Source organism: Streptomyces sp. R35, assembly GCF_041053035.1.
In the GTDB taxonomy this organism is placed as follows: Bacteria; Actinomycetota; Actinomycetes; order Streptomycetales; family Streptomycetaceae; genus Streptomyces; species Streptomyces lutosisoli.
This window is the reverse complement of record NZ_CP163440.1, coordinates 5,825,713-5,852,508: the sequence shown is the minus strand read 5'-3', so window position 1 is coordinate 5,852,508 and position 26,796 is coordinate 5,825,713. Positions and strand designations below refer to the sequence as shown.

The window sequence follows — 26,796 nt, the reverse complement described above, 5'->3', positions numbered from 1 at the left end:
GTCCGGGGATCTTCAGCTCCGGCCCGCGATCTTCAGCCCGTCCGGCGTTTGAGGACGAGGCCGTTCAGGCCGATACGGGGGTCTGGGGGCGGAGCCCCCCGGGGATGGGATCGGGTAGGGGCGGCGGGGGCGAGAACCCGGACGCAAGCCACCCACGACCGCGACAAGACCGACACCCCCCACCACCCACCACGCGGCACCCGCCCCCACACCACCCCAGATCAATGGCCAGCCCCACCAGCGCCCCGGCAAACGCGGCGAAGCCGATGACGACCATGACCCCCTGCCGGGTCAGCCCAAGCCTCCGCAGCCGATGGACAAGGTGGTCCGGGGCAGAACGCAGCAACGGCCACCCCACCCTCCGCCGCGACACAAGCACCAGCACGACATCGGCACAACGCCACCGCCGTCAACGCAAACCCGGCCCCGACCCCCGCCCCACCCTCCCGCCCGGCATGCACCAGCACAGCCGCCGAAGCCAGCACAAACCCCGCGAACAACGCCCCGCACCGCCCCGGCACAATCCGCGCCGGAGGCCACCCATGCATCAGAAACCCGGTGAGCGCGGCGGCCAGCACGCTCAGCAACGTCGCGAGCCCGTCCATGACCTCGGCAGCCGCGCACCCGCCCAGCGCGAACGCGGTGATGACGCCGACCGTCCCGAGCACCCCGTCGGCATGATCGAGCGAACCGAAGGCATGCGTGACGAAGACGATCCAGACGACACCCACCACCGCACCCGGCAGCCCGAGTTCGTCGTACGGCACGGTCAGCGCGGCGCCCACACCCACAACAACCATCCGCACCACCGGCGGTACGGCCCACAGATCGGCGACCAGACCGACCAGCGCGACCCCGATCCCGACGACCAGCAGCCGCCCGGCCTCCGGGCCCAGCGGGGCGACATCCGTCCAGTCCCCGACCCCGGCGACGAACGCCGTACCGCCGACGACGGCCACCCCGCCGAGCAGCGGAACGGGCCGCACCCGGCGCCGCTCGACCACGCCGAAGCGCAGGGCGAGCATCCGCAGGAGCGCGGCGAGCGCGGCGGTGAGGAGCAGGGCGGCCGTGGCGGCGGCGATTCCGTACAACACGACGCCAATTTAGGCGTAATTGTCACAGTATTGTGCGAATAACACGATCGGTGTTACGTGTCCTGCCGAACCGCCTGCCGTACAGCCTGACGAACCGCCTGACGAACCGTGAGCTGTCCCGGTGAACCGGCAGCGGGGAGAAGGTCCCCCGTGGGAACCTGACAAGGCTCGAAAACCGGGAGGGGGCTCGGTGGGGGACGCCGTGTGGAGCTGGCTGGTCGGGCTCGGGGGATTCGTGCTCGGAATCCTCGCGCTCGCCTCGAAGGACCTGCTGGTCGCCAAGGTCAAACTGCTGCTCGACTTCCTGTACGGCCGCTTCGCCGGCAGCCGGCTCCTGCGCCGCGCGGCACTCGCCAAGTACACGCGCGAGCTGTACCGCCGCCACCGCGAGTTCCCGGTCTCCTTCCAGGCGGACGAGGCGCTGAAGCTGCCGATGGAGTCGGTGTACGTACCGCTGTACGGGGGCGAGTCCACCGCCGAGAGCCGCCCCGCACTGTCGGAGACGCTGCGGCGGGCCCGGCACAGCGTGGTGCTCGGGGTGCCGGGGGCGGGCAAGACCCTCCTCCTTCGCCACGAGTCGCTGATGTGGGCGCGGGAGCGGGTACGGGCGGACAGCTCACGAGTGGACCTGGGCGCCCTCGACGACATCCCCGTACTCCTCGAACTCCACCGTCTCAACAAGGACCCGGACCTGACCCTGGAGCAGCACGTCGTCCGGCACTTCGCCCGGCACGGCTTCCCGCGCGCGGACACCTGGGTGGCCGGGGCGCTGGGGAGGGGCGATCTGGCCCTCTACTTCGACGGGCTGGACGAGGTCGCCACCGACCTGCGCGCCAAGGTGGTCGAACTGATCAAGGAGTTCGCGGACACGTACGCGGACTGCCGGATCGTGGTGACCTGCCGGGTCGCGGTGTACGAGGGACAGTTCACGGAGTTCGACCAGACGCTGCGCGTGCGGGACTTCGACGAGCATCTGATCCGGCGGTTCCTGGGCGGCTGGCCGTGGCGGGCGGGCACCGCGACGGACACGGTGGACCAGGTCCTGGGCGCCCTCCGGGACACCCCGCAGATCATGTCGCTGGCCCGCAACCCCCTGCTCCTGACGATGGTCGCGTACCTCTACGACTTCGTGTACGCCGGCACGGACCAGGTCCTCCCACACACCCGCGCCGACTTCTACAAGCAAGTCATCGGCAGCCTGCTCGCCGACCGCCGCCAGACGTCGTACGCGCTCCCTCTGAAGAAGGCGGTCCTCCAGCACCTCGCCCTCGCGGCCCAGGACATCCCGTCGGGCACCCACGACCGGCTGGCGCTGCCGGAGACCGAGGTCCTGAAGACGGCGCGGACGGTGCTGGAGCAGCAGGGCCGCGATCCCGCCCTCGCCGAGAGCGTGGTCAAGGAGATCGTGGAGCGCAGTGGGCTGCTGCTCGCCATCGACAACGGCGAGCGGTACCAGTTCGCGCACCTGACCCTCCAGGAGTACCTGGCGGCGGTGGTCCTGGCCGCCGACCCTGCGGGGCTGCTGCGCCGGTACGCGGCAGATCCCCCGGCCTGGCGGGAGACGGTACGGCTGTGGTGCGGGGTGGAGCCGCGGGACTGCACGGAGGTGGTGCGGGCGGTGTACCGGCGGGACCCGGTGCTGGCCTTTCAGTGCTTGGCGGACGCGCACACCGTCGACGACCGGCTGGCCGAGGAGATCCTGGAGCACTTCGAGCACGGGATCGACCTGGATATCGCCGACGAGCAAGTGATCGCAGCGTTCGGGCTGGTGGCAGGTGACCGGCGGCAGCGCGGAGTGCGGGTCTTCGACTTCCTGGTGGAAGCGGTGCGGTCCGCCGAGGACAGCACCGTGTCGTACGCGGCGGCTCGGGCACTGGCGGCCACGAACCTGCCTCGGGCCGTCGACGCGCTGGCACCCATGGCACACCCGGGCAGCCCTGCTTGGCGTGCCCTCGAGCTGATGGGGGATCTGGCTGTGCCCACCCTCCGCTCCCTGGCGGAAGCGCACCCCCATGCTGTCCGCACGCTCTGGTCCATCCGTACGCCGAAGGCGGCGCGCGCCCTGGCCGAGCTACTGGGGGAGCGGGACCCGGAGAGGGAAGTGCTGTGCGCCTTCCACCTCGGCGAGCTGCTCACCGTCCCCGAGATCGCAGCCGAGCTACGCGTCGCATCGCTCCCGTGGGGCGCGTGGCCGCCGGACATGCCCTGGGTCTGGCGCCCTTTCGCCCAGGGGCCCGACGACGCGCTGATCAAGATCGTAGGCAGGATCGCGTACGTCATCGACCGGATGGACCCCGAGGAGATCGAGCGATGCGACGATCTGCCCATACCCGACCCGCGGATCATCGCCGCGCTGACGGCCGTCTCATACCGCGTTCCCGATGATCCTCTCTTCCTCGGCTTTGAGGTGCGCGTCGGAAGCGAGCTGGCGGAATGGCTGAAGCGGCGCCATCGCATACCCGAGGACTTCATCGGCCTCGAGCACGACCAGGACGGTGCCTACACCAGGGCGGACACGCTCTCCCGCTACTTGGAGGCCGAGCTCGGCGGCTTCAGCTCGTTCCTACTCCAGCAGGTCGTCGAGGTCCTCGCCTCGACCGAGCTGCCCCGACACCGGCTGGTACTCCTGCGCATGCTTCCCGACTGGCTGCAGATGGGGGTCGCCGTGGCGCTGTTGCGCGGGTTCCGGCTCGCGGGACCGGAGAGCTGGGACGTGCTGCCGCGAGAAACGGAGGCCAGGCGCTACGAGTACGCCAGGAGCTGGCACAACCGGTTCATCCGGCTGGTCTCCTTCGCGCTGATCGGGATCGCAGCGTGGGGAGCCGTGAGGGCGGCCACGGGCGACCGTCCGTGGGGCCCCTGGTGGCTGGGGCTGGCGGTCTCGATCGAAATCGGCCTGGGCTTGGCGGCCTACGCGCTGGTGGCCTGGGTCGATCGCAGCACGCGCGAAAGGTACGCAAGTGGAGTGCCTCCAGTTCGGCCGGTTCTGAGGCTGGGCCTGCCGAGAAACGTGGGCGGGATTCTCACCATGGTGAGCGAGACCGAGACACTCTTCATCAGCGTCCTCCTGCTCGTCACGGAGTTCTCCTCGTCCGCCCTCCTGCCCACGGTCGCCCTCTACGCCTACGTCGCCGTAATGCAGCCCTGGGGCGTAGCGGCGGCAACCGGTATCGCCCTGCTAGTCCTTGTCGCGTGCTCCGCGGTGCACATGCGCGCAATGCTGGTCATGAGACGGGACGACGCCCGCTTCCACCCGGTCCGCGAGTTCGTCCTCAAGCCCCTCCTCTGAACCCCCGCACGGAGAGCGACGCGGACCACTCAGGCTCCCCTCAGCGACGCAGATCACCGCCCCCCTGGCTACAGTGCGGCGGAAGATGTAGGTAGTCTCAGACGGACTGCATAAGTTACCGCTTAGTAATCACCTCCGAGGTCACCCTCGGAGCAACACCTCGCAGGCCCGAGGAGCCCCCAAATGCAACTCGCCGCGATCATCGTGTCGCTGGTCCTGACCGTGGTCGGCGTTGCGCTGCTCGCACGCGCCATCGGTCAGTTCGTCCGGTATTTCAAGCTCGGCCAGCCCCTGCCCGCCGGCACCCGGAACGACAACCCCTACCAGCGCAGCGTGACCCTGGTCAGGGAGTTCCTCGGCCACACGCGGATGAACCGCTGGGGCATCGTCGGCTTCGCCCACTGGTTCGTGGCCGTCGGCTTCCTGACGCTGCCGCCGACCCTCGCCCAGGCGTTCGGCCAGCTGTTCAAGGCCGACTGGGTGCTGCCGGTCATCGGTGGCTTCCTGCCGGTCGAGATGTACACCGAGTTCATCGGCGTGATGACCGTCCTCGGCATCGTCGTCCTGATGGCGATCCGGCTGCTCAGCCTGCCCTCGCGGGCCGGCCGCAAGTCCCGGTTCACGGGCTCCAAGGCCGGGCAGGCGTACTTCGTCGAGTACGTCATCCTCACCATCGGCCTGGCCATCTACGTGCTGCGCGGCCTGGAAGGCGCCATCCACCACGTGGAGAGCTACGAGGCCGCGTACTTCGCCTCGTACCCGCTGGTCCTCGCCTTCAAGGGCCTGAGCGTCTCCGCGCTGCAGAACCTGATCTACCTGACCGCGATGATCAAGATCAGCACCTCGTTCATCTGGATGATCGTGGTCTCGCTGAACACCAACATGGGTGTCGCCTGGCACCGCTTCCTCGCCTTCCCGAACATCTGGTTCAAGCGGAACGCGACCGGTGAGACCGCCCTCGGCGCGCTCCAGCCCATGACCTCCGGCGGCAAGCCGATCGACTTCACCGACCCCGGTGAGGACGACGTCTTCGGTGTCAGCCAGGTCGAGCAGTTCTCCTGGAAGGGCCTGCTCGACTTCTCCACCTGCACCGAGTGCGGCCGCTGCCAGTCGCAGTGCCCCGCCTGGAACACCGGCAAGCCGCTCTCCCCCAAGCTGCTGATCATGTCGCTGCGCGACCACGCGCACGCCAAGGCCCCCTACCTGCTCGCCGGTGGCGGCAAGGACATGGAGGGCAATGAGAAGGCGTCCGAGGAGCAGCTGAAGGACGTGCCCGCCGCCGCCCTGGCGGAAGCCGAGCGGCCGCTCATCGGCACCGTCGAAGAGAACGGCGTCATCGACCCGGACGTCCTGTGGTCCTGCACCACCTGTGGCGCCTGCGTCGAGCAGTGCCCGGTCGACATCGAGCACATCGACCACATCGTCGACATGCGCCGCTACCAGGTGATGATCGAGTCCGCCTTCCCGAGCGAGGCCGGCACGATGCTCAAGAACCTGGAGAAGAAGGGCAACCCCTGGGGTCTCGCCAAGAAGCAGCGCCTGGAATGGCTCAAGGAACTCGACTTCGAGGTGCCGGTCGTCGGCAAGGACATCGAGGACCTCAGCGAGGTCGAGTACCTGTACTGGGTCGGGTGTGCCGGCGCGCTGGAAGACCGCGCGAAGAAGACGACGAAGGCCTTCGCGGAGCTGCTCCACATGGCGGGCGTCAAGTTCGCGATCATGGGCGGCGACGAGAAGTGCACCGGTGACTCCGCCCGCCGCCTCGGCAACGAGCCCCTCTTCCAGGAGCTCGGCATGGAGAACGTCGCCGCGCTGAACATGGCGTTCGGCGAGGACGACGAAGACGAGTCGACGAAGAAGCCGAGGTCGGCGAAGAAGATCGTCGCGACCTGCCCGCACTGCCTGAACACGATCGGCAACGAGTACCCGCAGCTCGGCGGCGACTACGAGACCATCCACCACACCCAGCTGCTCCAGCACCTCATCGACGAGGGCAAGCTGCTGCCGGTCACCCCGGTCGAGGGTCTGATCACCTACCACGACCCCTGCTACCTGGGCCGCCACAACAAGATCTACACGCCGCCGCGCGAGATCATGTCCGCCGTCCCGGGCCTGCGTCAGCAGGAGATGCACCGCCACAAGGAGCGCGGCTTCTGCTGTGGCGCCGGTGGTGCGCGGATGTGGATGGAGGAGCGGATCGGCAAGCGCATCAACAACGAGCGTGTTGACGAAGCCCTGTCGCTCAACCCCGACATCGTCTCCACCGCCTGCCCGTTCTGCCTCGTCATGCTGACCGACTCGGTCAACGGCAAGAAGAACGACGGCCAGGCCAAGGAGTCCATCCAGGTCGTCGACGTCGCCCAGCTGCTCCTCGAATCCGTCAAGACCCCGGTCGACGACGAGCCCCCGGCGGGCGAGGCCGAGTCGGAGAGCGCGCCGGAGCCTGAGCCGGTGAAGTAACCGGCCTCGACCGGCCCGATCGGTACGACCGACGCCCCCTGTCCCACCTGGGCAGGGGGCGTCGCCGCATCCCACGCCGGCGTCAGGTCGCCGAAGTCATCGCCGCCCGCATCGCCGACGGCGAGTATCCCGTCGACGCCGCCGGATCAGACCGAGGCATAACCCAGGGCCCGCTTCCGGTGACGGACCCTCCCGGGCATGGGGCTCCTCAGTCCTCGCCAAGACTCGACACCGACGAGAAGACGTACACAAGGAGCACGAGGACGAAGCCGCCCAGGCCGACCAGCACGAACGGCACTTCGGGCGCACTCGCGTCGTGCCCCAGCAGCAGCGGCCGCCAGCCCAGGAACACCGCCACAGTCATCGCGCCGCGGACCGTCTGGACCGTCGGCGACCAGGCCGTCCGCCGCAGTCCGTCCAGCCCGGCCGCGAAGGTGAAGACGGCGCCGAGCACGCATCCGACGACCATGATGAGGACGAAGGCGACCAGCGCGTCCCCGCCGTTCGCCCCGTCCGGAAAGGCCTCCCAACGGCCGGCGGCGAGAGTACGCAGACTCTCGCGCTCGTGCACGACTCCGCCGAGGCGCGGCGCCGACCGGGACCACAGGACCTCGACCTCGGTGCCGACGCGGGGCTTGGCGTCCGTGTACGCACCCTTCACGGTGAGCCGTTCGGGACCGCCGGACACGGAGACCACCAGCCGGGACATATAGCCGCGTACGACGTCGTCACTGAGGTCCTCCCGCACCGCGCGCGGCGGTTCCACGACGGTCGCGGCGCTCACCTCGGCGCCCGCCTCGCGCAGGGCGTCGATCCTGCCGTTGCCCGAGGAGTCCGCCATCACGCCGACGAACAGCGCCCCGGAGACGAAGGCCACGAGGAGCCACACGGCACCCGTACGGACCCTGACCCACCCCGGCGAGCCGAACGAGATCCCGAGGACGTCGTCCAGCGGCGCCCGGCCAAGCTCCTCGGTCCGCCCGGCTCGCCCTTCCCGCGCGCCCGCCTTCGCGAGGGAAACAGCCTCCCCGTCCCCGCGCCGCCGCGGCACCCGCAGCCCCCACAACGCCCCGGCCCGCACGACCGCGCACCCCGCCGCCACACCTCCCCACACCAGCGGCCCGGTCCACGGCCGCGGCACGGCGGAGACACCCAGAAGCCACCAGCACGCGGCCCCCGCCGCGACCCACCCCACCAGCCCGCACACCCGCACGATCCAGACCAGCGCAGAGCGCATGAACCCCTCTCCCCCCGTGATCCCCGTGATCCCCGTGATCCCCGTGATCCCCGTGATCCCCTGCCGAACAAACGCACCATCACCGAGTCGCTGTCAAGGTCTCACCGCTACGCACTCCGCCTCGCAAGTGACCGATCCCGCACGCCCGCACCCTTAACGCATCACCACAACAGGGCCATCATGTGCAGGTTGTTGTCGACGGTGCGGTCGGGGTGAATGGTGCGCGGGCGAAGAAGCAGGCGCGGGAGCGGAATACGTACGGCGACTCCGGCGTCGGCGGCGGCAGCAACGGCGTTCGGCTGCCTCCTCCTGCTGCTCGCCGCCTGCGGCCCCAGCACCGACGCCGGAGCCACCCGGCACACCCCCGCACAGGTCGCCAAGGCCCCCGCCCACCTCCCCGTCCCGCACGGCAAGGGCAGCAAGACCCAGGACGACTTCAACGGCGACGGCCACCGTGATCTCGTCCTCAACGACCTCGTGAAGGACCAGAGTCACAGCGACGACGCGGGCATCGGCATCGTCTACGGGACGGGGACGGCCCACGGACTCGCCCCCGGCGCACGGCAGTTGCTCAGCCCGGCGAAGCAGGCGGCGCCCACAAAGGGCCAACTCCCGGCGGTCTTCGACGCGGAGGCGAGCTGCGACCTCGACAAGGACGGCTTCACCGATCTCGTCGTGTCGACCGATCCGCCGTACGACGGGCAGGGGCAGCCGCCCGTCCCGCTCCAGATCCTCTTCGGCTCGCCCGCCGGTCTGACCGGCAGGGCGGTGAAGCTCACCATCCCCGCGCAGGCACGTTTCGGCAACGACTGGCCGGACCAGCCGGTCTGCGGCGACTTCGACGGCAACGGCGCGAACGACCTCGTCGTGCACGCCTCCAACGGCGAACTCAGCTATCTGCGCGGCCCGTTCAGCCGCAAGGGCACCCCGCGCGCGGCGGGCAAGCCGCTCGTCTCCCCGGGCAACGTGCCGACCGAGCCCGCCGTCGACGTGAACCGCGACGGCTACGACGACCTCCTCGTCCGTACGGCGGCGGACGGCACCGCCCCCTCCGCCGTCGTCCTCGGCGGCCCGGCCGGCCCCACCCGCACCGGCACCACCCTGCCGACCGGCATCGACGTCGCCTTCGGCCGCTTCGGCAAGGGCAAGGCCCTCGACGCGGCGATCGGCTCGATGGGCGGAACGTCTCTGCGCTACGACCTCCCCGGCACCGCCCGCGGCAGCGTCTCCACCCCGGGCTCGGTGCTCGACGCCGGCGACTTCGACGGGGACGGCCTCAGCGAACTCGTCTCCAGCGGTACGGAGTTGCGTGTGCTCCGAGGTCGTACGACCGGACTGTCCGCGAAGGGCATGGTGACCGTGAAGCCGCCCGCCCGGGGCACCACCCGGGTACTGAGCGTGGGCGACTTCACCGGCGACGGGCGGGCGGACCTGGTGGTGCGGACGTACCGGGGAGAGACGCGGGACACGGTCGCCCTGTACCCGGGGGCGGCGAAGGGCCTGGTCGCGCAGAAGCCGACGGTCACCTTCTCCAGTGCGGAGTTCCTGGCCCGGTAAGGCAGGAGCCCGCACCGGGCCTGGTGCGAACCCGGCACCAGACCCCACCGGACTCACCCATCCCACTGACCCCACCAGCCGCAAAAATTTACCGAACTCACGTACAACCCTCGTCCCCCACCGAGGGTCTCCTGTTAGCCGACCGCCCCGCGAACCCTCGGACAACTCCAGGCAAACGCGGGCAGTCGCCACCCCATTGACTGTGGATGTCCGCCAGACATCCCCGCATGCCGCAGGAGAACCCCGCATGCACAAGAAGCACTTGCGACTCGCCCTCGCGACGGCCACCGCTGCCGCGCTGACGGGCGGACTGCTCACGTTCACGGCAGCCACCGCGACCGCCGCCGACTCCTTCAAGACGGCGAAGGCCGACTTCAACGGCGACGGCATCGGTGACGTCGTCGCCTCGGCGCCGGGCGCCTATGTCAGCGGCCACGCCAACGCCGGTCAGGTCGTCGCGCTCTACGGCACCAGCACCGGCGTATCGTCCGCCAAGCGCTCCACGATCAGCCAGAACACCACCGGCGTCCCGGGCACCGCCGAGGCCGGCGACTACTTCGGCGCCGAGACGGCGTACGCCGACTTCAACGGCGACGGGTACGACGACCTCGCCGTGGGCTCCCCGTCCGAGAAGGTCGGCACCGACACCAACGGCGGCGCCCTCGCCATCCTCTGGGGCTCGGCCAGCGGCCTCACCGGCAAGAGCATCGACGTCCCTGACCCGGCCGGCTCCTCGCACGACTACTGGGGCAAGGACCTGGCCGCCGGCGACTTCGACGGCGACGGCAAGGCCGACCTGGTCGTCGGCAGCTCGGCCGCCACCCTCTACGTCTACAAGGGCGGCTTCAGCACCAGCGGTACGCCGGGCGGCCGCTCGACCCTCAAGCCCCCGATCGAGTCGGGCACCAACGACTACCCGTACGGGCCGATGAGCCTGACCGCCGGTGACGTGAACGGCGACGGCCGCACCGACCTGATCGTCGACGGCTACGAGACCCAGACCAGCTACGGCTGGAACACCAACTACTACGTGCCCGGCACGGCCAACGGCCTCAGCGTCGCGTCCGCGCAGGCCCTGAAGCCCGGCATCGTCACCGGTATCGGCGACATCAACGGCGACGGCTTCGGCGACATCGTCAGCGGCGCCGGCTGGGACGCCACCACCTCCGACGGCACGCCCGTCCCGGACGCGGCCAACGGCGGCAAGGTGAACATCACCTACGGCTCCGCGTCCGGCCCGGCCTCGACCTCCGGCATCACCCAGAACACCGGCAGCGTGCCCGGCACCTCGGAGAAGGGCGACGCCTTCGGCTGGGACCTGGACCTGGGCGACATCAACGGCGACGGCTACCAGGACCTCGTCGTCAGCGCTCCCGACGAGGACATCGACGGCGTCAGCAACGCCGGTATGGTCACCGTCCTGTACGGCTCCGCGAGCGGCGTCAAGGTCTCCTCCGGAGTCCAGTCCTTCGCCCAGAGCACGGCGGGCGTCCCCGGCAACGACGAGAAGAGCGACCTCTTCGGCGCCGACGTGAAGCTCGACGACGTCACCGGCGACGGCAAGGCCGACCTGGTCGTGGGCTCGTACGAGAACAGCGCCAACGGGGCCGTGACCTACCTGCCCTCCAACGGCACGACGATCACCACGACCGGCTCGCGCACCATCTCGCCGAGCACCTCGGGCGTCTCGACGTCGGGTACGCCGCAGTTCGGCGCCCTCTTCGCCGACTAGCCGTTCCGTCCCGTTCCGTGCCGTTTCTTGTGCATTCGCCGGGCCCGTGCACCACGGGCCCGGCTTCCCCCCTCCCTGGAGCCCCCGCCTTGCGCAAGCGCACCCTCCTGCTGGCCGCGACCCTGACGACCGGCCTGCTCACCGCCCTGCCCGCCACCACGGCCGCCGCCGCGCCCTCCGGCCTGGTCGGCGACTTCAACGGCGACGGTTACCAGGACGCCGCCGCCCCGGCCCCCAACGCCACCGCCGGCGGTGAGGAGGGGGCGGGCTCGGTCGGTATCGCGTACGGCTCGTCGAGCGGTGTCGGCCGCAAGACGTCCGTCAACCAGAACACCTCCGGTGTCCCCGGCACGGCCGAGCTCTACGACTACTTCGGCGACGCGGCGGCCGTCGGCGACCTCAACAACGACGGTTACAGCGACCTCGTGGTCGGCACCCCGTACGAGCAGGTCGGCGACGACGTGAACGGCGGCACCGTCGTCATCGTCTGGGGCTCCTCCACCGGTCTGAAGGGCGCCACGACCGTGGCGGACCCGGCACCGACGAAGCACGACCGCTGGGGCCAGGCGCTGGCCGTCGGCGACTTCACCGGCGACGGCAAGGCCGACCTCGCCGTCGGCGCGACCGGCACCACGCAGTGGATCGTCAAGGGCGGCTTCACGAAGGCCGGTTCGACCGGTTCGAAGATCACCTACACCACGTCGTGGACCGGCAGCGCGGGCGTACGGCGCCTGACGGCGGGCAAGGTCAACACGGACGCGAAGGCCGATCTGATCCTCGGCGGCCACACCAAGATCGCCTCCGAGACCTACCTCGACCACAACTACCTCTACTTCGGCACGAGTTCGGCCCCGACGAAGAAGACAGAGCTTCCGTACGGCTGGCAACTGGCCATCGGCGACCTGAACAAGGACGGCTACGGCGACATCGTCACCGGCGAGACGGAGACCGCGACCGGCGGCGACGGGGCTCCGGGCGCGGCCGTCATCTCGTACGGCACCTCCTCGGGAGTCGGCACCAAGGCCACCCTCGCCAACTCCGGCCGCCCCTCCCTCGGCGACATCAACGGCGACGGCTATCTCGACCTGGCCCTCGGCTACCCGGAGGAGTCCAGCATCACCACCGTCAACGGCGCGGTCCTCCTCCACTACGGCAGCGCCGACGGCCTCGCCTCCCCCGTGACGCTGACCCAGGACAGCCCTGGCGTCCCCGGCTCCGCCGAGTACAACGACTTCTTCGGTACGTCCGTCCTGCTGACCGACGTCACGGGCGACGGCAAGGCCGACCTGCTCGCCGGTGCGGACGGCGAGAACAGCGGCGCCGGCCTCGTCACCTTCCTCAAGGGCTCCGCCACCGGCATCACCACGTCCGGCGCGGCCTCCTACGGGCCCAGCAGCTTCTCGATCTCCACCGCATCCGACCCGACCCTGGGCACGACCCTGGTCGGCTGACCACCGGAGACCACCCCATGCGCAGACGCACCTCCGCGGCCCTCGCCGCCTCCTTGCTCGCGGCGGGCCTCACCCCGCTCGTCCTGAGCGCTCCGGCGTCCGCCGCCGTCGCGAAGCACTACGACGACTTCAACGGCGACGGCTACCGCGACCTCGCGTACGGCAACTACTACACGAGCATCTCCGGCACCGACGGGTGGAAGGGCGGCGCCGTCACCGTCGTCTACGGCACCGCGAGCGGCCTCGACACCGCGCACCCCCAGGTCGTCCACCAGGACAGCGCGGGCATCCCGGGCACGGGCGAGGAGGACGACATGTTCGGCGAGTCGCTCGCCGGCGCCGACCTGAACAAGGACGGGTACGCCGACCTCGTCGTCGGCAACCAGTCCGAGAAGGTGGGCCTCACGGACCACCGCGGCACGGTCACCATCGTCTGGGGCTCCCGCTCCGGCCTGTCCGGCGGCACCAACCTCACCCCGAAGACCGGCGCCGGCCACCAGTTCGGCGCCGACCTCGCCACCGGCGACTTCACCGGGGACGGCTCGCCCGACCTCGCGGTGATCGGCGGCGGGGAGACCTGGCTGTACCGCGGCCCGTTCACGAAGTCCGGCTCCACCGGCACCGTCAGCAAGATCGACAACGCGGACGGCAGCTGGACCTCCAGCCGCCTCGCGGCCGGCAAGGTCAACGGCGACGGAAAGACCGACCTGGTGATCCTGGGCGAGCAGCCCTACGCCGGTGACGTGCAGCTGCGCGCCTGGTTCCTCAAGGGCTCCGCCTCCGGTCTGACGCCGGGCCCCACCACGACCCTGAGCATCTGGCACGGCGGGCTCGGCCCGAACGCCACCGTCGGCGACTTCGACAAGGACGGCTACGGCGACATCGCGATCGGGCTGCCCGACTCGTACAAGGGCCGGGGCGCGGTGACCGTCTGGCACGGCACGTCCTCCGGCCCCACCACCTCAGAGACGTTCACGCAGGACAGCACGGGCGTCTCCGGCAGCCGCGAGCCCGACGACAACTTCGGTTACGCCGTCTCGGCCGCCGACACCAACGGCGACGGCTACGCGGACCTCGCGGTCGGCGTGCCCCACGAGGACGTGAACGGCATGGCGGACCAGGGCGGCATCCAGCTCTTCCGCGGCGGCTCCGGCGGCCTGACCGGCACCCGCTCCTCCTGGATCCCGCAGACCGTCACCGGCCCCGCCGACGCGAACACCATCTTCGGCTTCGCGCTCCGGCTGCGCGATCTCAATGGCGACGGCAAGGCCGACCTGGCGGCCGGCACCAGCGGCGAGGGCGTACTGCTGCGCGGCACAAGCACCGTGCCGACAGCGACCGGACGGGTCGAACTGCCGGAGTTCGGCGCCAACTTCCTCGACTGACCTTGCCCTGACACCCCCGCACTTTTGCCTGACACCCCCTCACTTCCTGTTTCTCGCTTCTCCGAACGGACTTGGCATGCGCAAGCGCACCCTCCTCCTGGCCGCGACCCTGACGACCGGCCTGCTCACCGCCCTGCCCGCCACCACGGCCGCCGCCGCGCCCTCGGGCCTGTCCGGCGACTTCAACGGCGACGGCTACCGCGACCTCGCGATCGCCGCGCCCATAGCCAAGATCGGCGGCAAGTCCGGCGCCGGTTACGTCGCCGTGGTCTACGGCACCGCGAGCGGCCTCGACACCTCCAAGCGGCAGATCATCAGTCAGGCCACGGACGGCATCCCCGGCACCCCGGAGTCGGGCGACTACTTCGGCGACCGGCTGACCACGGGCGACATGGACGGTGACGGCTACACCGACATCGTCGTCGGCGTCCACAGCGAGAAGATCGGCTCCACCGACTCGTACGGCACGCTGACGGTGCTGTGGGGCGGCACGGACGGCGTGAAGTCCGGCACCGACATCTCCTCGCCGCTGCCGGAGTACCGCAACGAGCTCGGCTGGCAGATCGCGGCCGGCGACTTCGACGGCGACGGCCACACCGACCTGGCCGCCGCCAACAACTCCACGCCCGCCCTGAACATCTTCCGCGGCCCCATCTCCCGTACGGGCAAGGCGACTTCACTCGTCGGCGTCGACACCATCGACCAGACGACCATCTACCCGGACGGCCTGGTCGCCGGCGAGGTCAACGGCGACGGCAAGACCGACCTCCTGGTCATGGGCCAGCAGGAGACCAGCAGCGGCGACTACGCCACCCGCAGCGCCCTCTACCTCGGCTCGGCCACCGGCCCGAAGTACAGCAAGAAGCTCGCGGGCGGCTACGCGGCCACCATCGCCGACGTCGACAAGGACGGCTACGGCGACATCGTCACCGGCAACTTCATGGAGAAGTCGACGACCGAGCCCAACGGCGGCCTGGGCGGCGCGGTCACGGTGACGTACGGGGCGTCCGGCGGCCTCAGCACCCGTACGCCCGTCCGTATCACCCAGGACACCACCGGCGTCCCCGGCACCGGCGAGAAGTGGGACGGCTTCGGCTGGAGCCTGTCGTCCGGCGACACCAACGGCGACGGTTACGCCGACGTCGTGATCGGCTCCAACAGCGAGACCCTCGGCACGAAGACGCACGCCGGCCAGGTCACGGTCCTGCGCGGCTCCGCCTCCGGCCTGACCGGCACCAACTCCAAGTCCTACTCGCAGGACACCGCGAACGTCCCCGGCACCGCCGAGTCCGAGGACTACTTCGGCGACGCGGTGTTCCTGACGGACGCCAACGCCGACGGCCGCGCCGAACTGACGGTCGGCGCGATGGGAGAGAACGACGGCGCCGGCGCCGTCTGGCTCTTCAAGTCCACCACCTCCGGCACCACCGCGACCGGCTCCAAGTCCTTCAACGGCGTGACGCTGGGCGGCCCTTCGGGCCTCGCGTACTTCGGCAACGTCTTCGCGGGCTGACCTCCCTCACGTACTGGACGGAGAACTCCTCTATGCGTAAGCGCACTTCGGTGGCGCTCGCCGCCCTCGTGGCGGCGGGCCTCACCCCCCTCACCCTGACCACCCCGGCCTCCGCCGCCCCCGCCAAGTACGCCGACGACTTCAACGGGGACGGCTACCGCGACCTGGTGACCGCCGCGCCCTACGCCACCGTCGGCGGCAACGCCTACGCGGGCGCCGTGGTCGTCAACTACGGCTCGGCGTCCGGGATCAAGGCCTCCCGCCGTACGGTCATCACGCAGAACTCCACCGGTGTCCCGGGCACGGCCGAGAAGGAGGACGAGTTCGGCACCGCACTCGCCTCCGGCGACCTCAACCGCGACGGGTACGCCGATCTCGTGGTCGGCGCCGCGAAGGAGGACGTCGGCAGCGACACCGACGGCGGTACGGCCGTGATCATCTGGGGCGGCTCCGGCGGCCTCTCCGGCGGCCAGGCGGTCCCCGATCCCGCCCCCTCGGCCCACGACCTGTACGGCATGTCCCTCGCCGTCGGCGACTTCAGCGGCGACGGCAAGGCGGATCTCGCGGTCGGCAGCACGGGCAAGGACATCTGGATCCACCGGGGCGGCTACACGAAGGCCTCCGGCGCCGCGTCCCGCTACGAGCTGGCCACGGACCTGGAGCCCGGCAACGGCGTCTACGGCGCCCAGTCCCTGAGCGCCGGCGACATCAACGGCGACGGCACCGACGACCTGGCGGTCAGCGGCACGTACAACCCCGACGCGTCGACGTACACCGACGGCACCCTGGTGTACCTGGGCTCCTCCACCGGGCTCGCCTTCCAGACGGTCCTGAACAACCACGCCTGGGAGCTGGCGGCCGTGGGCGACCTCAACGGCGACGGCTACGACGACGTGGTGTCGAGCGCGGCCCCGAACGCCTACCGGGAGGGCGACGGCGGCTCCATCAACACCTACCTGGGCGGCCCGAACGGCATCGCCACCACCCCGCGCCAGACGATCGACCAGGACACTGCCGGAGTTCCGGGAACGGCCGAGGACTCCGACTGGTTCGGCTCGTCCCTCTCCATCGGCGACGTCGACGGCGACGGCCGCGACGACGTGGCCGTAGGGGCGCTCTACGAGGACATCGGCTCCGCGGTGCTCGCCGGAAGCGTCACGGTGCTGCGCGGCTCGTCGACCGGCCTGTCCACCTCCAACGCCAAGGCCTTCACCCAGGACACCGCCGGCGTCCCCGGCACCGCCGAGAAGACCGACCAGTTCGGCAAGGCGGTCCACCTCGCCGACCTCAACGGCGACGGCCACGCGGACCTCTCCATCGGCGCCGACGGCGAGAACAACGCGGACGGCGCCCTGTGGACCCTGCGCGGCGCGTCCTCCGGCATCACCACGACGAACGCGGTCTCCTTCGGCCCGTCGTCGGCGGGCGTCTCGACATCGGGCTACCCGAGGCTCGGGTTCGCGATGCTCCACTGACCCCCCTGTCGATGCTCCTCGACGCTCCGCTGACGCCCTTGTCCCAGGAAGGAACCACACGCGCATGAGACACCCCCTCCGCGCCACCCTGGCCACCGCGACGGCGGTGGCCCTCACCGGCGGCCTGCTCACCCTGGCCACCGCCGCTCCGGCGGGCGCCGCCCCCGCCAAGTACGCCGACGACTTCAACGGCGACGGGTACCACGACCTGGTGACCAGCGCGCCCACCGCCACCGTGGGCGGCGCGACCTACGCGGGCGCCGTGGTCGTCAACTACGGCTCGGCGTCCGGGATCAAGGCTTCCCGCCGCACGGTCCTCACCCAGAACACCAGCGGTATCCCCGGCACGGCCGAGAACAACGACTACTTCGGCAGTGCACTCGCCTCCGGCGACCTCAACAACGACGGGTACGCCGACCTCGTGATCGGCGCCCACGGCGAGAAGGTCGGCGACGACGCCAACGGCGGTACGGCCGTGATCGTCTGGGGCGGCGCGAACGGCCTCTCCGGCGGACGGACCGTCCCGGATCCCGCCCCCACGGCCCACGACGAATTCGGGGCGTCCCTCGCCGTCGGCGACTTCACCGGCGACGGCAAGGCCGACCTCGCGATCGGCAGCAACGGCAATGACGTCTGGATCCACAAGGGCGGCTTCACCAAGGCCTCCGGCGCGGCGTCGAAGTACAAGGTCACCGCGCCCGTCAGAGCCAACGTCGCGGGAGCGGGCGCCAGCTACCTCGCCTCCGGCGACGTGAACGGCGACGGCACCGACGACCTGACCGTCTCCGGCATCTACACCGGCGAGAGCACCGCCTACTTCGGCACGTTGGTGTACCTGGGCTCATCCTCCGGCCTCGCCTACCAGGGCGTACTGAAGGAGGAAAGCAGACACGCAGCCATCGGTGACATCAACGGCGACGGCTACGACGACATCGTCACCAGCGACTTGGGCGACACCGTAGGACACCTCGGCGGTTCCGTCAGCACACACCCCGGGGGACCCACGGGCGTCGACGCCGAGCCGACACAGACCGTCGGCCAGGACACCCCGGGCGTGCCCGGAACGGACGAGTCGGGCGACCTCTTCGGGTGGGCCGTCTCCCTCGGCGACATCGACGGCGACGGATACGCGGACGCGGCTGTCTCCGCGTTCTACGAGGAAATCGGCACCATCGACAACACCGGCACCGTCACCGTGCTGCGCGGCGCGCCGACCGGCCTGTCCACCTCCGGCAGCCAGCTCTTCTCCCAGAACACGGCCGGAGTCCCCGGCTACGCCGAGGCGTACGACTACTTCGGTTCGGCGGTGAGCCTCACCGACCTCAACGGCGACGGCCACGCGGACCTGTCCATCGGCGCCAACGGCGAGAACAGCGGGGACGGCGCCCTGTGGAGCCTGCGCGGCGCGACGTCCGGCATCACCACGACGAACGCGGTCAGCTTCGGTCCCTCGGCCGCGGGCGTCTCGACGTCCGGGTACCCGGGCTTCGGCTGGAAGATGCTCCGGTGACCCCGGTGCTCCGGTAGCCCCGGTGCTCCGGTGACTCAGGTGCTCCGCTGACCCAGGAGAAAACCCCGGAAACTCCTCCCCCCGTCCCCCCTTAGGGGATGCCTTAGGGGATGTCACAGGTCGGCCCCAATGCCGGGCCCGTAGCCCCGGGCCCGGCACGTCACTCAGCGGGACCAGGTACGTTCGATGACGTGGCTGGATTCAGGATCGGACGCGGCGGCCGGGACAATCGCCCCCCGCAAGCGCGACCGCAACAACACCGACCGTCGTACGGACAGCAGGCCCCCCAGGGAGGCCAGCAGCAGCCGTACGGCTACCCGCCCGCGCCTCCGCAGCAGCAGCCGTACGGCGGGCAGCAGCCATACGGCTCCCAGCCCTACGGCGGCGGACAGCAGGGCGGCGGCTGGCCGCAGTCCGGCGGTGGCCAGGGCGAGCCGGAGTACTTCGGTGACGGGCACCCGCAGCAGGGCCCGGACCCGTACGCGGCGAACAGCCCCGGCCACACCCAGGCGTTCTCTATCGGCGAGGACCCCTACAGCCAGGGCGAGACCTACCGCGCCGGCCAGGCCGCGGCCCCGCCCGTCGGCCCGCGTCTGCACTGGAAGGACCTGCTGAGGGGCATCGTGATGTCCCCCAACCAGACCTTCCTCCAGATGCGCGACTACACGATGTGGGCCCCGGCGCTCGTCGTGACGTTCGTCTACGGCCTGCTGGCGGTCTTCGGCTTCGACGGCGCCCGCTCGGACGCCATCAACGCCACCCTCTCCAACGCCGTACCGATCGTCCTCACCACCGCCGTGGCGATCGTCATCAGCACCTTCATCCTGGGCGTGGTCACCCACACCCTGGCCCGCCAGCTCGGCGGCGACGGCGCCTGGCAGCCCACGGTCGGCCTCTCCATGCTGATCATGTCGCTCACGGACGCCCCGCGCCTGGTCGTCGCCATGTTCTTCGGCGGCAACGCGTCCTTCGTCCAGCTCCTGGGCTGGGCGACCTGGGTCGCGGCGGGCGCCCTGCTGACCCTCATGGTCAGCAAGTCCCACGACCTCCCGTGGCCGAAGGCGCTGGGCGCGTCGGCGATCCAGCTGATCGCGATCCTGTCGATCGTGAAGCTGGGCACGTTCTAGTACGCGCGAAAGGGGCGCCCGGTGCTGTAAGGCACGGGGCGCCCCTTTCTTCGTACGCGTTCTGCGCTCAGGCGTCGAGAACCTGCCCGGCCCTCTTCACGACCGGCGGTTCCACACTCCACGGGAAGTTGATCCACTCATCGGTCCGCTTCCACACGTACTCACACTTCACGAGGGAGTGGGACTTCTCATAGATCACGGCGCTGCGGACCTCGGCGACGGCACCGACGCAGAAGTCGTGGACGAGCTTCAGGGTCTTCCCGGTGTCGGCGACATCATCGGTGATGAGCACCTTCTTGTCGGAGAAGTCGATGGCGTTGGGGACGGGAGCGAGCATGACCGGCATCTCCAAGGTCGTCCCCACCCCCGTATAGAACTCCACGTTCACGAGGTGGATGTTCTTGCAGTCGAGGGCGTAAGCCAGCCCGCCCGCGACGAACACCCCGCCACGGGCGATGGAGAGCACGATGTCGGGCTCATACCCGTCGTCGGCGATGGTCTGGGCGAGCTCGCGGATGGCACCGCCGAACCCTTCGTACGTGAGGTTCTCGCGCGCTTCGGACATGCTCACGCCCTCACACCTGGGTCCGATGGAAGTTGAGGAAGGACCGCGAGGCGGTCGGCCCGCGCTGGCCCTGGTAGCGGGACCCGTACCGGTCGCTGCCGTACGGGAACTCGGCCGGCGAGCTGAGCCGGAACATGCACAGCTGCCCGATCTTCATGCCCGGCCAGAGCTTGATGGGGAGGGTCGCGAGGTTGGACAGCTCAAGGGTGACGTGCCCGGAGAACCCGGGGTCGATGAACCCGGCGGTGGAGTGCGTGACCAGCCCGAGCCGCCCGAGCGAGCTCTTCCCTTCGAGCCGCGAGGCAAGATCGTCAGGGAGCGAGATGACCTCATACGTCGAGGCGAGCACGAACTCCCCGGGGTGGAGGATGAACGGCTCATCACCCTCCGGCTCGACGAGCCGCGTCAGATCCGCCTGCTCGACCGACGGGTCGATGTGGGGGTAACGGTGGTTCTCGAACACCCGGAAGTAGCGGTCGAGCCGCACGTCGATGCTCGACGGCTGCACCATGGATTCGTCGTAGGGATCGATCCGGACCCGCCCGGCGTCGATCTCGGCCCGGATGTCCTTGTCTGAGAGAAGCACGCCCTGAGGATACGCAAGGCGCGCGGACCGACCACAATCGTGACGTCCCGCGCGCCTGCACCCTTCGCGGTACCGCTTGTCGCTGGTACTTCTCGATACCGCTGGTTACCGCTTCGTTCAGCTACTGCTCGTTACGGTCCTTCACCGCTCATTACCGCTCTTACCGCTTTTCCAACTCCACCGGAACGACGTTCCGGAGCCGCGCACACCGCGGACACCGGAGCAGCCGACCAGGACCGAGCCGCTCGGCCTGCTGCATCGGGAACGAAGCGGTGCTGAACACGTGCCCCTCGGCACAACGGACGACGGTGCGCTCCATCAAGTCCTCAGAGTCCCTTCCCCAAGAGCCGCGTCTGACTGACGACGAAAGCCACATTACGGGATCAAAGGGATGGCCCTCCAGGCGGCACTCCGGTCCCGCCCAGACCCTCTTCCAGGCCCCCACCGTACGCCCCAACTCCGGCCCCCCGCAGCCGCATCCACCCCCCGAAACGCAACCGGGCCCCATGGCTTCGACGCCGGGGGCCAGGCATGCGGTAGAGTGAGCGAGCATTCGACACCGGCTCGGTCGGCGTCTTACGCGGGTGTAGTTTAGTGGTAGAACATCAGCTTCCCAAGCTGAGAGTGCGAGTTCGATTCTCGTCACCCGCTCCACGATTAAGGCCCAGGTCAGAGACCCGGGCCTTTTTGCTGTGTGGGGTGATCAGCGGTCGCGTTTCCAGTACATGCCGTACCCCTCGCACAGGATGCCCAGGGCGAGGGTGTCGGAGATGCCGGCGGTCACGGGTGGGGTCCAGGATGGTGGGCTTCTCGTTGGGCGGCCAGGTGGTCCGCAAGCGCATCGGACCCGATCTCGCTCAGGGCCCACAGGCTGCTGGATCGGCGAGCCCCCTGCCGGAGTGGGTCATCCACAGGGGTGTGGAAGGGCAGCACGGGAACGCCCTGCCGCAAGGTCGGCGAGGCGCTCGGAGCGGCCTTGCCGGGTCGGGATCTCGCTGCCGTCCCGCACCTTCCCCGACCAGCCATCAGGCGTTCGCCGCCGCCGGCGTTAGCCGTGCCGTGCTCCGCGGCGAACGGGAAGCGGTCAAGGCGAAAAAAATCTGTGGATCTTCGCGGCAACCTTTGCGGCCTCTGTGACCACTCAGTGTCGTCCGGCCAAGTGGTCCGGTCAGATGCAACGGCTGAAAGAGAGCAAAGGCATGGCCCTGGAACGAGAGCACAGACATGTCCCCGGCCCACCCACGTCATCGGTGGCGTCCCGCGTCGGCGGTCACCGTGCCGACGGCGGCGCGCGCGGTGATCGCCCGAAGCATCGTGGCCGTCGGTTGCTCGCGCGTCGGGGTCTGTGGGCGGGTCTCGCCATGGTGGTCGTGGCCGGCTCGGCCGTTGTGGTCAACCAGGCTTCGGCGCAGCAAAAAAGCCTGGATCTGAAGAAGTGGTACGTGCTGGTCAACCGCAACAGCGGCAAGGTGCTGGACGACCGCGCCTCCGCCAAGAACGACGGCGCGGCGGTGGTGCAGTGGAGCCGTCACGGCGGCGCCAACCAGCAGTGGCGGTTCATCGACTCGGGTGACGGGTACTACCGGCTGCAGAACCGGAACTCCGGCAAGGTGCTGGACGACCTCGGCTGGTCGAAGACCGCCGGCTCCGCCCTCGTGCAGTGGAAAGACCTGAACGGCACCAACCAGCAGTTCAAACTGGCCAAGTCGCCGGACGGCTACGTGCGTTTGGTCAATCGCTTCAGTGGCATGGCCGTCGATGTCCACAACGCCGCCAAAGCCAACGGGAGCGGTGTCGTCCAGAACCGCGACCGGGGCGGCGCCGATCAGCAGTGGCAACTCGTCCCGGCCGGGAGCGTCGGCAGCTCCGGTACGCCCACCCCGCCGAGCGGCAGCGTTCCCACCAGCCCGGCTCCGAGCAGCTCGCACCCGTCGTCGACGCCGTCTCCCGTGGCCGGTGGCGGCAGCTCGACGAAGCGTTTCATGGGCAGCAGCACGGTGCTCATCGGCGGCTCGATGTCCGACGCCTCGGCGGCCGCCGCGCCGTTCGACGTGCGGTACGCCTATGTGCACAGCCAGCCCGCGCCCTCGTCGGACTACTACACGGCAGCGAAGTGCCACGACGACTGGTCGGGTTGGTGGGGCTGCTGGAACGGCAGCACCACGGCGCCCGGCACGTACGTGACCTGGCGGGACGACGTGGTGTCCCAGGCGACGTACAAGGGCAGCTCGCGTCCGCAGAAGATGCTGTGGACCTGGTACTCGTTGCGCGACCTCGGCGATGCGGCGGGCGAGGGCGACGGTCCGGGTGAGGTCAAGGCCATCAACCGGACCGACCTGCTCACCCGCTACCTGAACGACTACCGCTTCTTCCTCCAGAAGATCGGCAAGACGCAGGCCGCGATCGACCTCGAGCCCGACTTCTGGGGCTACGTCCGCTCGCTCGGCGATCCGCACCAGGTTCCCGCACAGGTGAAGAGCGCGAATCCGACGGACTGCGGATCGCAGGAGAACAGCGCCACCGGGCTCGCCCAGTGCCTGATCTCGATGGCGCACAAGTACGCGCCGAACGCCGAGGCGGGGATGCACCTCTCCTGCTTCGACTGGCAGACCAACACGCAGGCCTGCGTCAAGTCCTACGAGAGCTTCGGGGCGAAGAACGCCGACTTCCTGGCCACCGATGTCTCGGACCGCGACGCGGGCTGGTACGCACAGCCGGCCCACGGCGGCAGTGACCACTTCTGGAACGACCAGAAGGCCGCCGCCGCGCTGCAGTTCTACAAGACGATGTCCGAGTCCGTGGGCAAGCCGGTCGTCCTGTGGCAGATCCCCGTGGGCAACATGGCGCAGAACAACACCCTCAACCATTACAAGGACGACAAGGTCGACTGGTTCTTCGCACACATGGACCAGGTGGCGAACGCCCATGTCGCCGGCCTGTTCTTCGGTCCAGGGCAGCAGGAACAGACCTCGGTCGAGACCGACGGCGGAAACCTGATCAACAAGACGATCGCGTACCACAACTCGGGCGGCACGCCGCTCAAGTAGGCGAAGCCGACGAATGCGCCCCCATCTCTTCGATGGGGGCGCATTTCGTCGTCTTCGCGGGGCTGCGGACTTCTCCGGCCGGCGCCCACGCCCACCCGCGCAGGACCAGGAGCCCACCCATCAGCCCGACAGGCCTCGCCGAGCCTCCGTCCGGTCCCCAAACGACGGGAACCCCAGCCGGCGTACGGCTGGGGTTCCTCGACGAGGCGGTGAGCAGCGGTCAGCGCTGCAGGGTGAGGACGCCCGGCCGCCACGGCAGTCGGTCGTAGGGGCCGGTCGCCGTGGGGGACTTGCCCTGGTACAGGAACTGCAGGTGGCAGGGGTCGATGGTCATGGTCTGGTCGGGGTTGGTGCGGACCAGGTCGCCGTGGCTGATGTCGTTGGTCCAGGTGGCACCGCTGTTGGCCTTGCCCGCGAAGGGGTTGCTCTCGCCGGCGGCCTGCGGGGTCCAGGAACCACTCAGGCTGGAGGCGGTGAACGAGCGGAAGTAGCGCTGCTCGTTCGCACCCCGAGCCTCGACGATCATGAGGTACTGGTTCTGGCCCTGGACCTTGTAGACCTGCGGCGCCTCGAACAGGTTCTTCGTCGAATCGCTCATGACCGTCGTGTACGACGAGCCGAAGTTGCCCGGGAAGTTCCCGATCGGCATGCTCGCCCGGTAGATCTTGCCGTTGTCGCCGGCGAAGAACAGGTACATGTTCTGGCCGTCGGCGATCAGGGTCTGGTCGATCGGGCCGGTGGCGGATTCGGTGCGGGGGATGCTGCCGGTGAACAGCGGCTGCGGCGCGGACCAGCCGTTGGGGTTGGTGGGGTCGCTCGACGTGCGGTAGACGAAGGGCGACGCGCCCCACTGGGACGCCAGCACCCAGATGTTCTTGGGCGCGAAGTAGAACAGTGTGGGCGCCACCGCTTTCTGGCTCATGCCGGTCTGGCCGGCCGACGCCATGTCCGCCCAGTTCGTGAAGGGCTTGAACATCATCGAGCCGTACGACGATCCCGACACGCTCGACGCGTAGACCAGGTGCTTGCCGTTGTACGTCACGGTGGTGAAGTCCTTCACCGCGTCCCACCCGTTCGCCGGCTGCGCCAGCGGGCCGGTCGAGCTCCACCGGTACGTCGACGGAAGAGCACACGTGGCGCCCGTCCCCGTGGGCGTTGTCGGGGTCGGCGTCGACGTCCTGAAGTTCCAGTGCTGGTTGGCGCCGCCGCCGTTGGAGTCCCAGATCTGGACGGGAGTGCCGTTGGCGGTCTTGCCGCCGGGGGTCTCCAGGGCTCGGCCGCTGGCGACATTCGTCAGGGTGTAGGAGCCGTCGCTGTTCCGGGCGGCCTTCCAGTGCTGGTTGGCGCCGCCGTTGGAGTCCCAGACCTGCGTCTTCGTACCGTTGCCGGTCTGGTTGCCCGGCTCGTCCAGGACCCGGCCGCTGGCGATGCTGGTCAGCGTGTAGGAGCCGTCGCCGTTCTTGGTGGCCCGCCACTGCTGGTTGGCGGCACCGCTGGCGTCCCACGCCTGGAGCGGGGTGCCGTTGCCGTTGTATCCCGCGGGCTCGTCGAGAACGCGTCCGGCGGCCGCGTTGGAGAGCGTGTAGACGGTGCCGGAGGTGATGTCCCCGGCCGTCGTACCGCCGCCCGCCGTGCCCCCGCCGCTGCTGCCGCCCAGGGTGGTGAGTACCGCGTCGTAGGCGGGCTTCTTGTTACCACTGTTGTCGAACAGCAGCGGGTTCTCACCGGTGCGCCAGGAGTCGCTGTCGCGGATGCCCCACACCGTGATGCCGGTGCAGCGAGCGACGTTGAGGCAGTCCTGCACGGTGTTGGCGTACGCGGTGGCGGACGCCTGGGCGATGTCGAGTTCGGTGATCTGTACGTCCACGCCGAGCGCGGCGAACTTGGACAGCGTGGTCTGGAAGCTGGCCGGCGGGCCGCCGGCGCCGAAGTGGCTCTGGAAGCCGACGCAGTCGATGGGCACACCGCGGGACTTGAAGTCCTTGACCATCGCGTAGACGCCCTGCGTCTTGGCGTCGGTCCAGTTCTCGATGTTGTAGTCGTTGTAGCAGAGCTTGGCGGAGGGGTCGGCGTTCCGGGCCGTGCGGAAGGCTTCCTCGATGAAGCCGTTGCCCAGCACGTCCTGGAAGACCGAGCTGCGGTGCTGACCGCTGCCGCCGTCGGCGAACGCCTCGTTGACCACGTCCCAGGCGTAGATCTTGCCCTTGTAGTGGGTCATCTCGGTGGTGATGTGGTTGTCCATCACACTGCGCAGGGTGTTGGCGTCGGTGATGGACTTGACCCAGCCGGGCAGTTGGGAGTGCCACACCAGGGTGTGGCCGCGCATGCGCTGGCCGTGCGCGGCGGCGTGGCCCACGATCGAGTCGGCCGGGCTGAAGTTGAAGTTCCCGCGGGAGGGTTCGACGGTGTCCCACTTCATCTCGTTCTCCGGGGTGATCATGTCGAACTCCCGGTCGAGAATGGTGGAGTACGTCGAGTCGCCGAGCCTGCCCGAGGACACTGCCGTGCCGAAGTAGCGGCCGCTGCCGGCCGCCGCGGCGGCCAGGGTCGGTGTGCGGGCCTCCGGCGTGCGTGCGGCCAGCGCGACCAGCGGTACGGCGGCACCCGCGGCGGCGAGGACCACGGCGGCGGCGAGCACGCGGCGGGTAGCCGGCCGGCGGCGATGAGAGCGGTTCTGATCTGACAACGGCATGTCCTTCTGGCACAGCGGGCCTTGATCCGGCCCCGGTTACCTGCCAGTTGCCGCCACGCACACAAAGGTTGCCGCG

At 69.6% G+C, this 26,796-nt stretch carries 15 protein-coding genes, 1 tRNA gene and 1 pseudogene; 12 read left to right on the top strand and 5 right to left on the bottom strand.

Annotation, left to right across the window (positions count from 1 at the left end; genetic code table 11):
- Positions 1-12: 12 nt before the first annotated feature.
- A pseudogene (locus tag AB5J50_RS26750) lies at positions 13-1,094 on the bottom strand (MraY family glycosyltransferase).
- A gap of 190 nt (positions 1,095-1,284) precedes the next feature.
- Here AB5J50_RS26750 and AB5J50_RS26745 point away from each other — a divergent pair.
- Together AB5J50_RS26745 and AB5J50_RS26740 are read left to right on the top strand one after the other, a co-directional pair.
- Positions 1,285-4,383 carry an NACHT domain-containing NTPase gene (locus AB5J50_RS26745; protein WP_369260816.1) on the top strand — a complete coding sequence of 1,033 codons (3,099 nt, stop codon included), beginning with the start codon at positions 1,285-1,287 and terminating at the stop codon, positions 4,381-4,383.
- Between the two features lie 183 nt (positions 4,384-4,566).
- The gene (locus AB5J50_RS26740; RefSeq protein ID WP_369260815.1) at positions 4,567-6,843 is read left to right on the top strand and encodes a heterodisulfide reductase-related iron-sulfur binding cluster; all 2,277 of its coding nucleotides are present in this window, start codon (positions 4,567-4,569) and stop codon (positions 6,841-6,843) included.
- Positions 6,844-7,051: 208 nt separating this feature from the next.
- Here the strand turns inward: AB5J50_RS26740 and AB5J50_RS26735 are convergent, their stop codons facing one another.
- Entirely contained in the window at positions 7,052-8,080 is a 1,029-nt protein-coding gene (locus AB5J50_RS26735) for a hypothetical protein (RefSeq protein WP_369260814.1), read from the bottom strand.
- A 216-nt stretch (positions 8,081-8,296) separates the two neighbouring features.
- Between AB5J50_RS26735 and AB5J50_RS26730 the strand changes: the two genes are divergently transcribed.
- From AB5J50_RS26730 to AB5J50_RS26695, 8 genes are all read left to right on the top strand, one after another.
- Positions 8,297-9,637 carry an FG-GAP repeat domain-containing protein gene (locus AB5J50_RS26730; RefSeq protein ID WP_369260813.1) on the top strand — a complete coding sequence of 447 codons (1,341 nt, stop codon included), beginning with the start codon at positions 8,297-8,299 and terminating at the stop codon, positions 9,635-9,637.
- 247 nt (positions 9,638-9,884) lie between these two features.
- Positions 9,885-11,369: an FG-GAP and VCBS repeat-containing protein gene (locus AB5J50_RS26725; RefSeq protein ID WP_369260812.1), complete on the top strand. Its 1,485-nt coding sequence runs from the start codon at positions 9,885-9,887 to the stop codon at positions 11,367-11,369.
- Between the two features lie 89 nt (positions 11,370-11,458).
- Positions 11,459-12,820 (top strand): FG-GAP and VCBS repeat-containing protein, encoded by a 1,362-nt coding sequence (locus AB5J50_RS26720; RefSeq protein ID WP_369260811.1) that lies wholly within the window; start codon positions 11,459-11,461, stop codon positions 12,818-12,820.
- Between the two features lie 17 nt (positions 12,821-12,837).
- On the top strand, positions 12,838-14,205 hold the full coding sequence (locus AB5J50_RS26715) for an FG-GAP and VCBS repeat-containing protein (protein ID WP_369260810.1): 1,368 nt from the start codon (positions 12,838-12,840) through the stop codon (positions 14,203-14,205).
- 76 nt (positions 14,206-14,281) lie between these two features.
- The gene (locus tag AB5J50_RS26710; protein ID WP_369260809.1) at positions 14,282-15,718 is read left to right on the top strand and encodes an FG-GAP-like repeat-containing protein; all 1,437 of its coding nucleotides are present in this window, start codon (positions 14,282-14,284) and stop codon (positions 15,716-15,718) included.
- A 32-nt stretch (positions 15,719-15,750) separates the two neighbouring features.
- Entirely contained in the window at positions 15,751-17,193 is a 1,443-nt protein-coding gene (locus AB5J50_RS26705; protein ID WP_369260808.1) for an FG-GAP-like repeat-containing protein, read from the top strand.
- Between the two features lie 64 nt (positions 17,194-17,257).
- Positions 17,258-18,703, top strand: coding sequence for an FG-GAP and VCBS repeat-containing protein (locus AB5J50_RS26700; protein WP_369260807.1), 1,446 nt, complete (start codon positions 17,258-17,260; stop codon positions 18,701-18,703).
- A gap of 110 nt (positions 18,704-18,813) precedes the next feature.
- Positions 18,814-19,830 carry a Yip1 family protein gene (locus AB5J50_RS26695; RefSeq protein ID WP_369260806.1) on the top strand — a complete coding sequence of 339 codons (1,017 nt, stop codon included), beginning with the start codon at positions 18,814-18,816 and terminating at the stop codon, positions 19,828-19,830.
- Between the two features lie 67 nt (positions 19,831-19,897).
- Here AB5J50_RS26695 and AB5J50_RS26690 read toward each other — a convergent pair whose 3' ends face one another.
- Both AB5J50_RS26690 and dcd read right to left on the bottom strand, forming a co-directional pair.
- Positions 19,898-20,395 (bottom strand): phosphoribosyltransferase, encoded by a 498-nt coding sequence (locus tag AB5J50_RS26690; protein ID WP_369265520.1) that lies wholly within the window; start codon positions 20,393-20,395, stop codon positions 19,898-19,900.
- A gap of 10 nt (positions 20,396-20,405) precedes the next feature.
- Positions 20,406-20,981 (bottom strand): dCTP deaminase, encoded by a 576-nt coding sequence (gene dcd / locus AB5J50_RS26685; protein WP_010985889.1) that lies wholly within the window; start codon positions 20,979-20,981, stop codon positions 20,406-20,408.
- Positions 20,982-21,561: 580 nt separating this feature from the next.
- On the opposite strand from dcd, the gene AB5J50_RS26680 reads away from it, so the two are divergent.
- Together AB5J50_RS26680 and AB5J50_RS26675 are read left to right on the top strand one after the other, a co-directional pair.
- Positions 21,562-21,635, top strand: a tRNA-Gly gene (locus AB5J50_RS26680).
- 545 nt (positions 21,636-22,180) lie between these two features.
- Complete coding sequence (locus tag AB5J50_RS26675) at positions 22,181-24,028, top strand: RICIN domain-containing protein (protein WP_369260805.1); 1,848 nt, start codon at positions 22,181-22,183, stop codon at positions 24,026-24,028.
- A gap of 220 nt (positions 24,029-24,248) precedes the next feature.
- On the opposite strand, the gene AB5J50_RS26670 is transcribed toward AB5J50_RS26675, so the two are convergent.
- The gene (locus tag AB5J50_RS26670) at positions 24,249-26,720 is read right to left on the bottom strand and encodes a non-reducing end alpha-L-arabinofuranosidase family hydrolase (RefSeq protein WP_369260804.1); all 2,472 of its coding nucleotides are present in this window, start codon (positions 26,718-26,720) and stop codon (positions 24,249-24,251) included.
- Between the last annotated feature and the right edge of the window lie 76 nt (positions 26,721-26,796).

Bases quoted from the DNA above. Each gene is read 5' to 3' on its own strand.
- AB5J50_RS26740 (WP_369260815.1), top strand. From the start codon at position 4,567: ATGCAACTCGCCGCGATCATCGTGTCGCTGGTCCTGACCGTGGTCGGC.
- AB5J50_RS26735 (WP_369260814.1), bottom strand. From the start codon at position 8,080: ATGCGCTCTGCGCTGGTCTGGATCGTGCGGGTGTGCGGGCTGGTGGGG.
- AB5J50_RS26730 (WP_369260813.1), top strand. From the start codon at position 8,297: ATGGTGCGCGGGCGAAGAAGCAGGCGCGGGAGCGGAATACGTACGGCG.
- AB5J50_RS26725 (WP_369260812.1), top strand. From the start codon at position 9,885: ATGCACAAGAAGCACTTGCGACTCGCCCTCGCGACGGCCACCGCTGCC.
- AB5J50_RS26715 (WP_369260810.1), top strand. From the start codon at position 12,838: ATGCGCAGACGCACCTCCGCGGCCCTCGCCGCCTCCTTGCTCGCGGCG.
- AB5J50_RS26710 (WP_369260809.1), top strand. From the start codon at position 14,282: ATGCGCAAGCGCACCCTCCTCCTGGCCGCGACCCTGACGACCGGCCTG.
- AB5J50_RS26705 (WP_369260808.1), top strand. From the start codon at position 15,751: ATGCGTAAGCGCACTTCGGTGGCGCTCGCCGCCCTCGTGGCGGCGGGC.
- AB5J50_RS26700 (WP_369260807.1), top strand. From the start codon at position 17,258: ATGAGACACCCCCTCCGCGCCACCCTGGCCACCGCGACGGCGGTGGCC.
- AB5J50_RS26695 (WP_369260806.1), top strand. From the start codon at position 18,814: ATGTCACAGGTCGGCCCCAATGCCGGGCCCGTAGCCCCGGGCCCGGCA.
- AB5J50_RS26690 (WP_369265520.1), bottom strand. From the start codon at position 20,395: ATGTCCGAAGCGCGCGAGAACCTCACGTACGAAGGGTTCGGCGGTGCC.
- AB5J50_RS26675 (WP_369260805.1), top strand. From the start codon at position 22,181: ATGGCCCTGGAACGAGAGCACAGACATGTCCCCGGCCCACCCACGTCA.
- AB5J50_RS26670 (WP_369260804.1), bottom strand. From the start codon at position 26,720: ATGCCGTTGTCAGATCAGAACCGCTCTCATCGCCGCCGGCCGGCTACC.